17 protein-coding genes are annotated in these 12,370 nt (G+C 53.4%); 12 read left to right on the forward strand and 5 right to left on the reverse strand.

What is annotated here, in order from left to right; genetic code table 11:
* Window positions 1–15: 15 nt before the first annotated feature.
* Entirely contained in the window at window positions 16–1,206 is a 1,191-nt protein-coding gene (locus AB8516_RS21120) for an O-succinylhomoserine sulfhydrylase (RefSeq protein WP_369163183.1), read from the forward strand.
* Window positions 1,203–1,793: a class I SAM-dependent methyltransferase gene (locus AB8516_RS21125; RefSeq protein WP_369163184.1), complete on the forward strand. Its 591-nt coding sequence runs from the start codon at window positions 1,203–1,205 to the stop codon at window positions 1,791–1,793. Before AB8516_RS21120 ends, AB8516_RS21125 begins: the two co-directional genes overlap by 4 nt.
* Window positions 1,794–2,026: 233 nt before the next feature.
* Here AB8516_RS21125 and AB8516_RS21130 read toward each other — a convergent pair whose 3' ends face one another.
* On the reverse strand, window positions 2,027–2,230 hold the full coding sequence (locus AB8516_RS21130; protein ID WP_108292505.1) for a hypothetical protein: 204 nt from the start codon (window positions 2,228–2,230) through the stop codon (window positions 2,027–2,029).
* 141 nt (window positions 2,231–2,371) lie between these two features.
* Between AB8516_RS21130 and AB8516_RS21135 the strand changes: the two genes are divergently transcribed.
* The 9 genes from AB8516_RS21135 to AB8516_RS21175 all read left to right on the forward strand — a co-directional run bounded on the left by AB8516_RS21135 (window position 2,372) and on the right by AB8516_RS21175 (window position 8,542).
* Window positions 2,372–3,064, forward strand: a complete 693-nt coding sequence (locus AB8516_RS21135; protein ID WP_369163186.1) for an MBL fold metallo-hydrolase — start codon at window positions 2,372–2,374, stop codon at window positions 3,062–3,064.
* Between the two features lies 1 nt (window position 3,065).
* On the forward strand, window positions 3,066–3,371 hold the full coding sequence (locus AB8516_RS21140; protein WP_069125927.1) for a tetratricopeptide repeat protein: 306 nt from the start codon (window positions 3,066–3,068) through the stop codon (window positions 3,369–3,371).
* A 109-nt stretch (window positions 3,372–3,480) separates the two neighbouring features.
* Window positions 3,481–3,741, forward strand: a complete 261-nt coding sequence (locus AB8516_RS21145; RefSeq protein WP_369163188.1) for a hypothetical protein — start codon at window positions 3,481–3,483, stop codon at window positions 3,739–3,741.
* Between the two features lie 83 nt (window positions 3,742–3,824).
* On the forward strand, window positions 3,825–4,763 hold the full coding sequence (gene hemF, locus AB8516_RS21150) for an oxygen-dependent coproporphyrinogen oxidase (RefSeq protein ID WP_369163190.1): 939 nt from the start codon (window positions 3,825–3,827) through the stop codon (window positions 4,761–4,763).
* Between the two features lie 12 nt (window positions 4,764–4,775).
* On the forward strand, window positions 4,776–5,366 hold the full coding sequence (locus tag AB8516_RS21155; protein WP_369163192.1) for a DUF938 domain-containing protein: 591 nt from the start codon (window positions 4,776–4,778) through the stop codon (window positions 5,364–5,366).
* Window positions 5,367–5,546: 180 nt separating this feature from the next.
* Window positions 5,547–6,080, forward strand: coding sequence for a glycine zipper 2TM domain-containing protein (locus AB8516_RS21160; RefSeq protein WP_369163194.1), 534 nt, complete (start codon window positions 5,547–5,549; stop codon window positions 6,078–6,080).
* 26 nt (window positions 6,081–6,106) lie between these two features.
* Window positions 6,107–6,373 carry a PepSY domain-containing protein gene (locus AB8516_RS21165; protein ID WP_369163195.1) on the forward strand — a complete coding sequence of 89 codons (267 nt, stop codon included), beginning with the start codon at window positions 6,107–6,109 and terminating at the stop codon, window positions 6,371–6,373.
* 95 nt (window positions 6,374–6,468) lie between these two features.
* Window positions 6,469–7,143 carry a response regulator transcription factor gene (locus tag AB8516_RS21170; protein WP_108292374.1) on the forward strand — a complete coding sequence of 225 codons (675 nt, stop codon included), beginning with the start codon at window positions 6,469–6,471 and terminating at the stop codon, window positions 7,141–7,143.
* Window positions 7,144–7,183: 40 nt separating this feature from the next.
* Entirely contained in the window at window positions 7,184–8,542 is a 1,359-nt protein-coding gene (locus AB8516_RS21175; protein WP_369163196.1) for an ATP-binding protein, read from the forward strand.
* A gap of 43 nt (window positions 8,543–8,585) precedes the next feature.
* Here AB8516_RS21175 and rsgA read toward each other — a convergent pair whose 3' ends face one another.
* From rsgA to AB8516_RS21190, 3 genes are all read right to left on the reverse strand, one after another.
* Entirely contained in the window at window positions 8,586–9,587 is a 1,002-nt protein-coding gene (gene rsgA, locus AB8516_RS21180) for a small ribosomal subunit biogenesis GTPase RsgA (RefSeq protein ID WP_369163197.1), read from the reverse strand.
* 8 nt (window positions 9,588–9,595) lie between these two features.
* Window positions 9,596–9,880 (reverse strand): cytochrome c, encoded by a 285-nt coding sequence (locus AB8516_RS21185; protein WP_369163198.1) that lies wholly within the window; start codon window positions 9,878–9,880, stop codon window positions 9,596–9,598.
* A gap of 132 nt (window positions 9,881–10,012) precedes the next feature.
* The gene (locus AB8516_RS21190) at window positions 10,013–11,251 is read right to left on the reverse strand and encodes a M48 family metallopeptidase (RefSeq protein ID WP_369163200.1); all 1,239 of its coding nucleotides are present in this window, start codon (window positions 11,249–11,251) and stop codon (window positions 10,013–10,015) included.
* Window positions 11,252–11,402: 151 nt separating this feature from the next.
* On the opposite strand from AB8516_RS21190, the gene orn reads away from it, so the two are divergent.
* Window positions 11,403–11,951: an oligoribonuclease gene (orn, locus tag AB8516_RS21195; RefSeq protein WP_369163346.1), complete on the forward strand. Its 549-nt coding sequence runs from the start codon at window positions 11,403–11,405 to the stop codon at window positions 11,949–11,951.
* A 15-nt stretch (window positions 11,952–11,966) separates the two neighbouring features.
* Here the strand turns inward: orn and AB8516_RS21200 are convergent.
* Window positions 11,967–12,370: 4Fe-4S double cluster binding domain-containing protein (locus tag AB8516_RS21200; protein ID WP_369163201.1), on the reverse strand; the 404-nt coding region annotated here is incomplete at its 5' end.

Below are 12,370 nucleotides of genomic sequence, written 5' to 3' on the forward strand. Positions count from 1 at the left end.
GAACGAGGATGGGTTATGGGGGAACAGAACTATGGAGATTGGGGGTTTTCTACCCAGGCTGTGCGCGTAGGACACCACCGTACACCGGAAGGTGAGCATGCTGAGCCGATCTTTCCGACTTCCAGCTTTGTCTTCCGCAGTGCCGCCGAGGCCGCGGCGCGATTCAGTGGTGATGAGCCGGGTAACATCTATTCACGTTTCACCAATCCCACGGTAAGAACTTTCGAAGAGCGACTGGCGGCGTTGGAGGGAGGAGAGTGTTGCGTCGCTACCGCATCCGGCATGTCGGCAATCATGTCGACATGCATCGGCTTACTGCAGACGGGTGACCACATTGTCTCATCGCAAAGCGTGTTCGGGTCGACCACCATGCTATTCAACAAGTACCTCACCCGATTCGGCATAGAGACCAGTTTTGTCGACCTCAATGATCCGCAGGCCTGGGAGGCCGCACTTCGTCCGGAAACGAAACTGCTGTTTCTCGAGACCCCTTCCAACCCACTGACAGATGTGGCTGATATCACTCACTTGAGTGAGTTGGCGCATGCCCGTGATTGCCTGCTGGTGGTGGACAACTGCTTTTGCACGCCTGCCCTGCAGCAACCACTCAAGTTGGGGGCGGATATCGTCATTCACTCGGCAACAAAGTTTCTGGATGGCCAGGGGCGTTGTGTCGGGGGGGCTGTGGTGGGCAGTCAAGAAGTGGTTGGCGATGCTGTATTCGGGGTACTGCGAACCGCAGGTCCAACCATGAGTCCATTCAATGCCTGGGTCTTCCTTAAGGGACTTGAAACACTCGAACTGCGCATGCACGCCCATTCACGCAATGCCCAAGTATTGGCCGAATGGCTGGAGCAGCATCCACAGATCGAGCGTGTCTATTTTCCCGGCCTTGCGAGTCATCCTCAACACGCCCTGGCGATGAAACAGCAGCGTGCGCCCGGCAGTATTGTCTCTTTCAATGTCAAGGGCGGGCAGCCGGCGGCATGGACAGTCATCGATTCCACCCGAGTACTCTCAATCACGGCCAATCTTGGCGATACCAAGACGACTATCACCCATCCGGCGACCACGACACACGGCAGATTGACACCCGAGGAGCGAAGCCAGGCCGGAATACAAAACGGTCTGGTGCGCATCGCTGTGGGGCTGGAAAATGTTGAGGATATCAAAAACGATCTGGCCCGCGGTCTCGATCGTTTGTGAACAGCAACGATTTTCAAAGCCTGCGTGACAAGTGGGACAGGCACCATGCCGATGCGGATAAACGTCCCACTCCCGCAGAGGTTCTGGAAAGAAATCTGCATCTGCTGCCAGCCAAGGGTACCGCACTGGATCTTGCCTGTGGAATAGGAGGCAATGCGCTGACCCTGGCGCGTCACGGACTGGATACAGTGGCATGGGATATCTCCCCCGTCGCCATTCAGCGGCTTAAGACCTATGCCGCAGAAGCGGGATTGAAGAATCTATCAGCAGAAGTGCGTGATGTAGAACAGTTGCCTCCATCTCCCAACAGCTTTGATCTGATAGTTGTCAGTTTTTATCTTGAGAGGACCTTGATACCTGATCTGATCGAGGCATTGTTACCGGACGGTTTGATCTTCTATCAGACCTTCATACAGGCTGCTGTGTCGAACCTGGGACCGAGTAACCCGGCCTTCAGATTGGCGGATAATGAGCTGTTGCATCTGTTCTCCAGTTTGAAACTGCGATATTACCGTGAGGAGAATCTTTTGGGTAACCTGGAGGAAGGTACGCGGGATGTGGCAATGCTGGTAGCGGAAAAATCATGACAAGCGGGGATCCGACACGAGTGATGGTTGGCTAACAGAACAAAGCCGCAAATGAACGCCAATCTCCGCGAATCGACGCCAAATCATATACTGAATCACCACATCATCTATTTGTAAAAATCTGCGGTGATTAGCGTTCATTTGCAGCCGATCAGGTAGATTGTGGCTCTACCGCTATGAATGATGATGTACAAATATTGTAACTGAATACTATTTTGGATCTGATACGCGGTCTAGTGGGCCACGCGGGTAAAGTCAGTGCCCGGATGTAGTCCGAAGGCCTGTTCCAGGTTCAGCTCTTCAATCAACTGGTCACCAGCCTGCAGGCCATATTCACGCTGTATTTCGCCAAGCAGCAGGCGCACTGCATTGCGGTTGTAACCGCTGCCGAAGCTGATCTGTTGTTTGATAATCTCGCGTGCCTTGTCGATAGTCATGGGCAAATCACTATACGTTATTGGAAATAGTAGCAAACCATCTGCTGAACATTTCCCTGAAACCCCCTGGGTTGAATGATCTTTGACTACCCACATCTAATGACAATAATACACCTCAACAGGGCGTAGGCGGTAACTATTGTGAAGATACACATACGACAGCTATTCGACCGACAATCGAGCACCTATACCTACCTGGTATGGGAAGCAAACAGCCGTGAGGCGGCGATAATCGACTCTGTGAGCGAACAGATTGAACGTGATGTCAGGTTGATCGATGAGTTGGGCCTGACCCTGAAGGTCGCCTTGGAAACCCATATTCACGCAGACCATATCACAGGAAGCGGACAGCTTCGCGAACGGCTGGGCTGTCAAGTGGCGGTGCATGAAAAGGCGGCATGCGATTGTACTGATCTCAAACTGACCGATGGCGATATCGTTCATCTGGGTAATGAAAAGCTCGAGATCATCCACACGCCGGGGCATACCGATAACGATATCTCCATTCTTGCCGAAGGAGTGGTTTTTAGCGGCGATATCCTCTTGATACGCGGCAGTGGCCGTACTGACTTTCAGTCGGGGGATCCTGGCATATCCTACGACTCAATCACCCAACGGTTGTTCAGCCTTGCGGATGATACGGTGATATATCCAGCCCATGACTATAACGGTTTTACCAGCAGCACCGTGGGTGAAGAGAAGCGTTGCAATCCCAGGTTGGGGAATGCAACCCCACGTAGTGACTATATTCAAATCATGCAGGCAATGAAGCTGGACAAGCCTGAGCACATGGATATCGCGATACCCGGTAACCTGGCGTGTGGCTTGAAATAATATGCAACGAGAAAACCTGGAGAAGATGCTCGAACAGGGGAATGACAACGCCCTGTTACGCTATACATTGGGTTCGCTCTGTTTGAAGGAAAAGGACGCGGATATGGCCGTAAGGCATCTGGCCGAGGCGCTGAAACAAGACCCAAACCATTCAGCAAGTTGGAAATTGTATGGTAAGGCACTGGCCGCATTGAACAGGGAGGAAGAGGCAAGGAAGGCCTATCGGAAGGGGATTGCCGTAGCTGAGGCCCGCGGGGATGTCCAGGCAGCTAAAGAGATGGGTGTCTTTTTGAAGCGGCTCGAATAAGAATCTGTAAAATGAGCTTACTAGGGCCTGTTAACACTAATCCAATCGGCTCTGTTGTGTCTGAAAATGCGCCAATCAAGGCGCGAGGAGTGAGGTTTGGTGATTCCAAATGAGCGACGAGCAACGCCGAGTGGCGCATTTTCAGGCACAACCCGAAGGGCTGGGGCTGTTTTTCCACCCAGCGGCGTTATCATTCGCTCATTTAGCACGGCTAAACCTCGCTCATTCTGCCTTGCTGGGTAAAAAAACAGCTCCAGCAGAGTCGATTGGATTAGTGTTAACAGGCCCTAATAGGACTGGCCGTGCTGAAAACAGGCATGTTAGTTTAACTTTCGGTACCCGGTGGTCATCTTTTTCAGACCGGCAATGACTACTGAGTTTCAATTAAACTGGAACCAATGATTGGTCAGCCAATCACTCGAATATTTAATTAATCGAAGAGTCAGGACGGATATGGATCAACCCGATAAGCAACAGGTCAAAGAGTACCTGCTACAGCTGCAACAGACGATTTGCTGTGCGTTGGAAGAGGAGGATGGCAAAGCACGCTTTTTCCAGGATAGCTGGCAGCGTGAGCCCGGCGCGCACCTGGGAGGGGGTGGTATCAGCGCGGTCCTCCAGGAGGGTGAAGTATTCGAACAGGCTGGAGTCAATTTTTCCCATGTCACCGGTGATCAGTTGCCCGGCTCGGCGACCGCACATCGACCGGAACTGGCGGGACGTGCCTTCGAAGCCATGGGTGTATCCCTGGTCATTCATCCCAACAATCCCTATGTACCCACATCGCATGCCAATATCCGTTTTTTTATCGCAGAAAAAGCGGATCAGGTGCCGGTATGGTGGTTTGGCGGCGGATTCGATCTCACGCCTTACTACGGTAATGACGAGGATTGCCGGCATTGGCACAAAATGGCCAACCTGGCCTGCCGGCCCTTTGGTGACGATGTGTACGCCAAATACAAGGCCTGGTGCGATGACTATTTCTATCTCAAACACCGCCAGGAGCCACGCGGCATCGGCGGCCTCTTCTTTGATGATCTCAATGAGTGGGGATTTGAAACGTGCTTCGATTTCATGCAGAGCGTGGGTGATCACTATCTTCTGGCCTACATGCCGATCGTAAAACGACGCCGCGATACCGAGTATGGCGAGCGGGAGCGCAATTTTCAGCTCTATCGCCGCGGCCGATACGTGGAGTTCAATCTTGTTTACGATCGGGGCACACTGTTCGGTCTGCAGTCAGGGGGGCGTACAGAATCGATACTTATGTCACTGCCGCCCCTGGTGCGCTGGCAATACAACTGGCAGCCGGAACCGGGCAGTGCGGAGGCGCTACTCTATGATCGTTATCTCAAGCCGAGGGAATGGTTAGGGCCTGTTGACAGGCCCTAGTGTAACCACACCATGAAACCCTACTCAGAAGCCTGTGATGAGAATAAAGCGCCCATCCTGGAAGTGCTTCTACGCCTGTTCCGTGATGTTCAGACCGTCCTTGAGATCGGCAGCGGTACCGGTCAGCATGCGGTCCACTTCGCCGCCGCCATGCCCCACCTAACCTGGCAGACCAGTGACATGGAGGAGAATCATCCGGGGATCCATGCCTGGTTGCGGGAGGCCGCTCTGCCCAATGTTCGCAATCCGCTCGGGCTGGATGTGAGTCGTGCATGGCCTGCCGGGGAGTATGATGCGATCTTCAGTGCCAATACCACCCACATCATGTCATGGCCTGAAGTCGAACTGATGTTTCAGGGAGTCGGGCAGGTACTGAAACGAGGAGGCTGTTTTGCACTCTATGGCCCATTCAATTATCAGGGAGGGTATACCAGCGAAAGCAATCAAAGGTTTGATCAGTGGCTGAAATCAAGGGATCCCTTGAGTGGTATTCGGGATTTCGAAATGCTCGATGAACTCGCCGCTTCAAATCATCTGATCTTCTCCGAGGATGTGGAGATGCCTGTGAATAACCGAATTCTGGTGTGGTACAGGGATCGCTGAGCGGCACACGATCGCTCTCCACAGAAACAATTTCAGGCGTATTTAATCTGTTGAAAAACATGGAGATATCTTCTTCTCTTCCGGTTCAGGCGTGGTTCAGTTTCAACCTCGTAAGCTTTAACCATATCGAGAGAGTGACTTACAAGTCAGGATTAAAGCTTAGAGAGCAGGAGAGAAGAGATGAAGACAGAGGCATTGACAATTGGTACAGCACTCATGATTGCATCGATGACAGCCGCTGCCGGTCAGCGCGACTACTTTCACGATACCGCCAAGGTTATCGATGTTGAGCCGATCTACCGCAATGTAGAGGTTTCGTATCCCGAGAGAGAGTGTTGGGATCAGGAGGTCGACCGCTATCATCCGGATGGACGCCGTTACACCGGCACGGTATTGGGCGGTATTATCGGTGGCGTGGTAGCGAACAAGATCAGTCGAGGCCGTGGTCGAGGCAGAGATGCCGCCACCCTGGCGGGCACTCTGCTCGGTGGTGCCATCGGTCACGATCTCAGTCAGCAGCACCGGGGCGGGCACCACACCACATCGGTGGAACGCCGTTGTGAAGTCACACACCACACCCGCTACGAGGAACAATTGGTCGGCTATGATGTAACATATCGGTATAAGGGGCGTGAATTCACTACCCGTACCAATAATCATCCCGGAAAAAGGATTCCGGTTGCGGTAACTGTCAGACCAGTGGGTGATGATTAGAGCTAACACTACACAAATCCAAGACGATGACGAATAGAACTCGATTTATATCCAAAATGCTGTTGTGCGCACTGCTGCTGATATCCAGCCTCTATGCCAAAGGCGATATGAGCCTGGATCAAGCGGTGGAGCAGGCCAAACAGCGTCTGGGAGGTCGAGTGATCTCCGCCGAGACGCGGGAACGTGATGGCAAGCGGGTTCACAACGTCCGTATCCTTACCAAGGAAGGCAAGGTGCGTAGATTGCGGATCAATGCCGAAGGCGGTCGTCGTCACCACAAAGGTCGCCGTTGATTGGTGCGTTCAACAACTGATCATGAATCGCGGAACAGGCCGTTTTCAGCAATTTTCAACTGACCTGACGATAAGTCCAGGTATCGGATCTGCAGATGCGTGTGCTATTAGTAGAGGATGAAGCGGATATTCGCGAGCCATTGGCGGATAAACTGCGCAAGCAGGGTTATACCGTAGATAGTGCCGAGGATGGTGCCGCCGGACTGTTTCTCGGCAGGGAGTATGGCATCGACGTGGGTATCGTCGATATCGGATTGCCAAAGTTGTCAGGGATAGAGTTGATCAGGGAGCTGCGTAAGCTGGACAAGCACTTTCCGATTCTGATTCTGACCGCCCGCGGCAACTGGCAGGACAAGGTCGAGGGGCTGGAGGCGGGCGCCGATGACTATCTGGTCAAACCATTCCACGTGGAAGAACTGCTGGCCCGTCTTAATGCACTGTTGCGACGTACTGGCGGTTGGTCACAACCGGTGCTTTCGGGTGGTCCGGTGGAACTCGATACCCGTACCCAGTCGGTCACCCTGCATGGCGATCCGGTGGAATTGACAGCCTATGAATACAAGGTGCTCGAGTACATGATGCTGCATGCCGGAAAGGTAATCTCCAAGACCGATCTTACTGAGCACATCTACGACCAGGATTGGGATCGCGACAGTAATACCATCGAGGTGTTCGTACGCCGCCTGCGAAAAAAGCTCGATCCGGATGAGCGCTACAAACCGATAGAAACGCTCCGTGGTCGAGGTTACCGCTTTGCCCTCGAACGCTGATCCTTTCCACTGTTACCACTAGGGGAGCAAAACGGCCTGGATGGGACAAGTTCGTACCTTCTCCATACATCAACGCCTGTTGCTGGCTGCCAGTCTGGTATTGAGCGCCTTTCTTGGATTGACGGGACTGGCCCTGGACAAGGCATTCCGTTCGGCCAGTGAAGAGGCGCTACAGGCACGCCTGTACAGCAGTGTCTATGCACTTTTGGCGGCGGCAGAGGAGGATGAAGCGGGACGACTCAGGATGCCTCGGGTATTGACCGATCCCCGTTTCAACCGACCGGAATCGGGACTTTATGCCCAGGTTAGCGGCAAGCAGGAGAGCTACCTCTGGATATCACCCTCTTCTGTGGGACACAAGCTTGGCTTTGTACGCGAAATGCAGCCGGGTGAGTCGAAATTCGAACGATTCAAGCTCGACGGCGCCGCAACCATGGGATTGAGCTTCGGTGTGGTTTGGGAGGATTTCCAAGGCCGTGAACTGCAATATGTCCTGGCGGTGGCAGAGGACTTGAAACCGTTGCAGGAACAGATTGCCGCATTCCGCGACACCCTTTTTCTCTGGCTTGGCGGCGCTGCGCTGCTGCTGTTGCTGGTACAGGGCTGGGTGTTGCGCTGGGGATTGCATCCGTTGCGGGAAGTGGCACACGCGCTGACCGAGATTGAGTCGGGTCGCGAGGATCAACTGAAGGGAGTCTATCCGAAGGAGCTGAATCGTCTGACCTCGAATATCAATTCCCTGATTCGCCATGCCCAGGCCCGTCAACAGCGTTATCGAGACAGTCTCGGTGACCTTGCCCATAGCCTCAAGACACCCCTGGCGGTTTTGCAGGGTGTCGCTGAGAATGAGGGTGACAATCAGCTGGCAATTAAAAATACGCTGCGCGAACAGGTCGAGCGCATGAACCAGATCGTCAGCCATCAGCTGCAACGGGCAGCAGCCTCAGGGAGCAGTGTGCTGACCCAAAACCTGTCCGTCAAACCGGTAGTGGAACGTATCGCGGGCTCCCTGGAAAAGGTCTATCGGGAACAGAGAATAACCTGGGATCTTGATGTTGCAGAGGGGGTCCTTTTCCGCGGCGATGAGGGCGATCTTATGGAGCTTCTGGGGAACCTGATGGAAAACGCCTGCAAATACGGTCATGGCCATGTCCGGATCAGGGCGGTAACAGGGAAGGATCTCCATCTAAGCGTGGAGGACAATGGAAAGGGTATACCTGAAGATCAGGTGAAATCGGTATTACAGCGAGGACATCGTGCCGACCAGCAGCTGCCCGGCCAGGGAATCGGACTCTCGGTCGCTGCCGATATTGTTGCCGCGTATGGGGGTCGGATCGAAATAGGTGTGGCCGAACAGCTGGGTGGCGCGGCTGTGCAGGTTTATCTCCCCGGAGGATGAAGACCTTCCAACCATTCAGAAAGAGGGTCGGTGTTCTAATCGTTCAATGGTCTGCTACCTGGCTTAACCTGAGGAAATTATCCAAGCGATGGGGTGTAATCTCGGCACTCTCCATGGCCGCCTGAATGGCACAACCCGGTTCATGGTCGTGACTGCAATTATGAAACCGGCAATGACCGAGAAACGGCCGGAATTCGATAAACCCCTGTTCCAGTTCCTGCCGGGAAAGATCGGTAAGGCGAAAGCTGCGTACACCCGGTGAATCGATCAGTTCGCCACCCTGGGGAAGGGTATAACAGGTTGCCGCCGAGGTGGTATGTCTACCCAGGCCGGTCGCATTGGAGAGACGTCCTGTTTCCACCTTCATCGATGGCAGCAGTGCATTGACCAGCGATGACTTACCCACACCTGACTGTCCCAGCATGATACTTGTCTCATCCTTCAGATTATCGATCAGAAGATCCAATCCATGTTCACGTTTGGCGCTTACCCCGATAACCGTATATCCGATCGACTTATATGGTTCAAAGCGCCGCATGAATTCATGTTCCAGTCCCCCTCCCAGCAGGTCGATCTTGTTGATAGCGATCAAGGGTGGGATACCGATGGTTTCGGCAGTCACCAGATACTGGTCCAGAAGGTAGCCACTGGGTTCCGGCTTGGGTGCAAGCACTATCACCAGTTGGGTGATATTGGCCGCCAATGGTTTGTATCTGCCGCTGTAGTCTGGGCGGCTGAGGACACTGCTTCGAGGTTGCAGCGCTGTCACCACACCAGTGGTTTCATCCACCTGTTGCCAAATGACCCAATCACCACAGACTGGGTGGCCGATATGTTGTCGTGTCTGACAGCGAAACAGCTTGCCCTGTGCGTCCATGACACCCAGGGTTGCACCGTGGCGGATGATAACGCGTCCCTCCAGAGCCGGATTGTCCCCAGCCTCTGAAAGTGATTGCCTGGCCTTTGAATCGAGTCGTTTGCGACGTTTCTCCTGTATTGCCTGAATGCGTGTTTTCTGTTGTTTGGTCAGGCGACGTTTGGCCATCGAATGCCTCAGGGTTTGATGCCGAACTTGTAGAACTCCAAATTGAGATATGTCGCGGTACTATCGACCTGATCATCAAACCAGGTCAGGCCAAGATTCTGTTCACAAAAGCGTACCTGTTTGTGTAACCCCGGCAGGGAGGTAACACGCCGGTTTTCCCGCGTATAGACTTCACTGCCGTGACACCTGATGCAGTGCTCTTCGTTCAACTGCTTTCCCATTGCGGGGTCGGCCGCCTGTGAGGTTGTTGATGCGAGTGTCAGCATCATTGCGGGTATCACGGTTTTGATCATTTGCTATCTCCATTGACCAGTGGTTTCTGTTGTTCCGCAAACGACTGGTATTCGCCTCTCTTCCAGTCATCGGCGCTCGCTATCTGTATGGGGGAGTGTGAAAATATGGCTGACATAGATATAAATACAGGTCTATCGATTCCGGATATTGGCAATACGCACGGGCGCCGGTGGGTGGCTGTCATGAAACAGCGAATAGAGCGGATCCGGTGTCAAGGTGCTCGCATTGTCCTGGTAGAGTTTGACCAATGCCTGCACAAGAAATTCTCCATTCGTCTGCCTGACGGCATAGTTGTCGGCCTGAAACTCGTAACGACGGGACAGGTAACTCCCCAGGGGCGTAAAAAAGACGGTGAAAACCGGAATCGCCAGCATAAACAGCAGCAGGGCGGCTGCATTGGAGGGTTGGCTGATCCCCAGGCCGTTATAGAACCATGGCTGTTGAGAGAGCCAGCCCAGCAGGGCCAATCCGAGCAGAGAGAGGAGACCCATCAGCAACATCTGTTTCAGGATATGTTTGTAGCGGAAATGGCCAAGCTCGTGGGCCAGGACCGCTTCCATCTCATCAATTGTCAATGCATCCAGCAGGGTGTCGAAAAAGACAATGCGCTTGCTTTTACCGAAACCGGTGAAATAGGCATTGCCGTGATTAGAACGTTTTGAGCCGTCCATGACAAAGATGCCGTCGCTGGTAAATCCGCATCGCTGCAATAGGGACTGGATACGGTTCCGCATATCGCCATCATCCAATGGGGTAAATCGATTGAACAACGGGGCGATAAACTTTGGGTAAGCCCAGCTTAAGGTCAGCGTGAAGCCCATCCAGGCGATCCATGCGGCAAGCCACCAGTATTGACCGGCACCTTGCATGAGTTGCAGGACGATCCAGAGCAGGGGCCCTCCCAGCAGGATGGAGAGCATGAGGCCGAGCAACCGGTCCTTGAGATATTGCTGCGGGGTGGTGCGGTTGAAACCGAAGGCTGTTTCCAGGCGGAATGTCCGATAGAGGTCGAATGGCATTTCCAGCAGGTTGTTGATGAGGAAGAAGGAAAAGATGAAAAGCATGCCGATGGTGATCTCTGCCCAGGCAAGGCCGCGCCACAAGTGATCGAGCAGATCGAGTCCTCCCCCCAGGGTCCATATGAGCAGCAGTGCGACACCCACTACGGCTTCAAGGATCGTAAGGCGACCTTTGGCCAGGGTGTAGTCCGCTGCCTTCTGATGCTCGTTGAGTGTCACTCTATCACTGAATTCCCCGGGTACCTGGTTACGATGTCGAGAGACGTGCCCAAGGTGCCGTAACAGCAACCAGAGTTGAAGCAAGGTGCCAATCGCGAGAAATGTGAGGAATAGTTGGGTAAATATCGGCATCGGTCCAGATTGTTAACTCAGTCGGAGGTGTACGAATGTTCTATTAGATCATTTCAGTTGAAAAATGCTCACAGTTTTTCAGGGCCTAGAATACAGAGAGTGGCAGCTTCCTGCTAGAATCTGGCGGCTGATAATGAAAAAGGATAACAAGATGCCTGTTGATGCCTCCAACCTGATATGGATAGATTTGGAAATGACTGGTCTCGATCCCCAAAATGACGAGATTATCGAGATCGCGACGATTGTCACCGATGCACGACTAAACATCCTGGCTGAGGGGCCCATGATCGCAATACACCAGTCACAACGAAGGCTGGATGCGATGGATGAGTGGAATCAACGTCAACATGGTGCCTCCGGGCTGATTGAGCGTGTCCAGAAGAGTGACTATGATGAGGCGCGGGCAGAGGCTGAAACCCTGGAATTTTTGCAGTATTACCTGCCCAGTGGCGCCTCGCCCATGTGTGGCAACAGCATATGTCAGGATCGGCGTTTCCTGGCACGGACGATGCCGAAGCTTGAGGCCTTTTTTCACTACCGGAATCTGGACGTCAGTACCCTGAAGGAGCTGATGAATAGATGGGCGCCGTCACTGAGCGAGGGATTCTCGAAAGCGGGAAAACATCTCGCATTGGATGACATCAAGGATTCCATCAATGAATTGTGCTACTACCGGGACCATTTCCTGCGTCTGCCCTGACATCTGCGATCTATTTCATTGATAACCCGGATTGCTTTTTCGATGTTGTTTCAAGGCCCATACAATGTGTTCACGTACCAGTGGCGAGCTGTCTTCGAGGCGCTCTTGCAGGGCAGTCACAACCCCTGTATTTGTGGGGGCGTTGCCCAGGGCAACGGCGATATTTCTTAACCAGCGGGTATGGCCTAAGCGCCGGATAGCAGATCCTTCGGTACGCTGCAGGAAAGTGGCCTCGTCCCAATTGAAGAGTGCGACAAGGGTGGCGCTGTCGAGGGAGGCGCGGGGGAGGAAATCGATCTCATGGGTAAGTTGTGCGAAACGGTTCCATGGGCAGACCTGCATACAGTCGTCGCAGCCAAATATTCTGTTGCCCATGTCTCGTCTGAGATGCTCAGGTATCGAACCATGGAGTTCGATGG

Source organism: Candidatus Thiodiazotropha sp. LNASS1 (genome assembly GCF_964212655.1).
In the GTDB taxonomy this organism is placed as follows: domain Bacteria; phylum Pseudomonadota; class Gammaproteobacteria; order Chromatiales; family Chromatiaceae; genus Thiodiazotropha.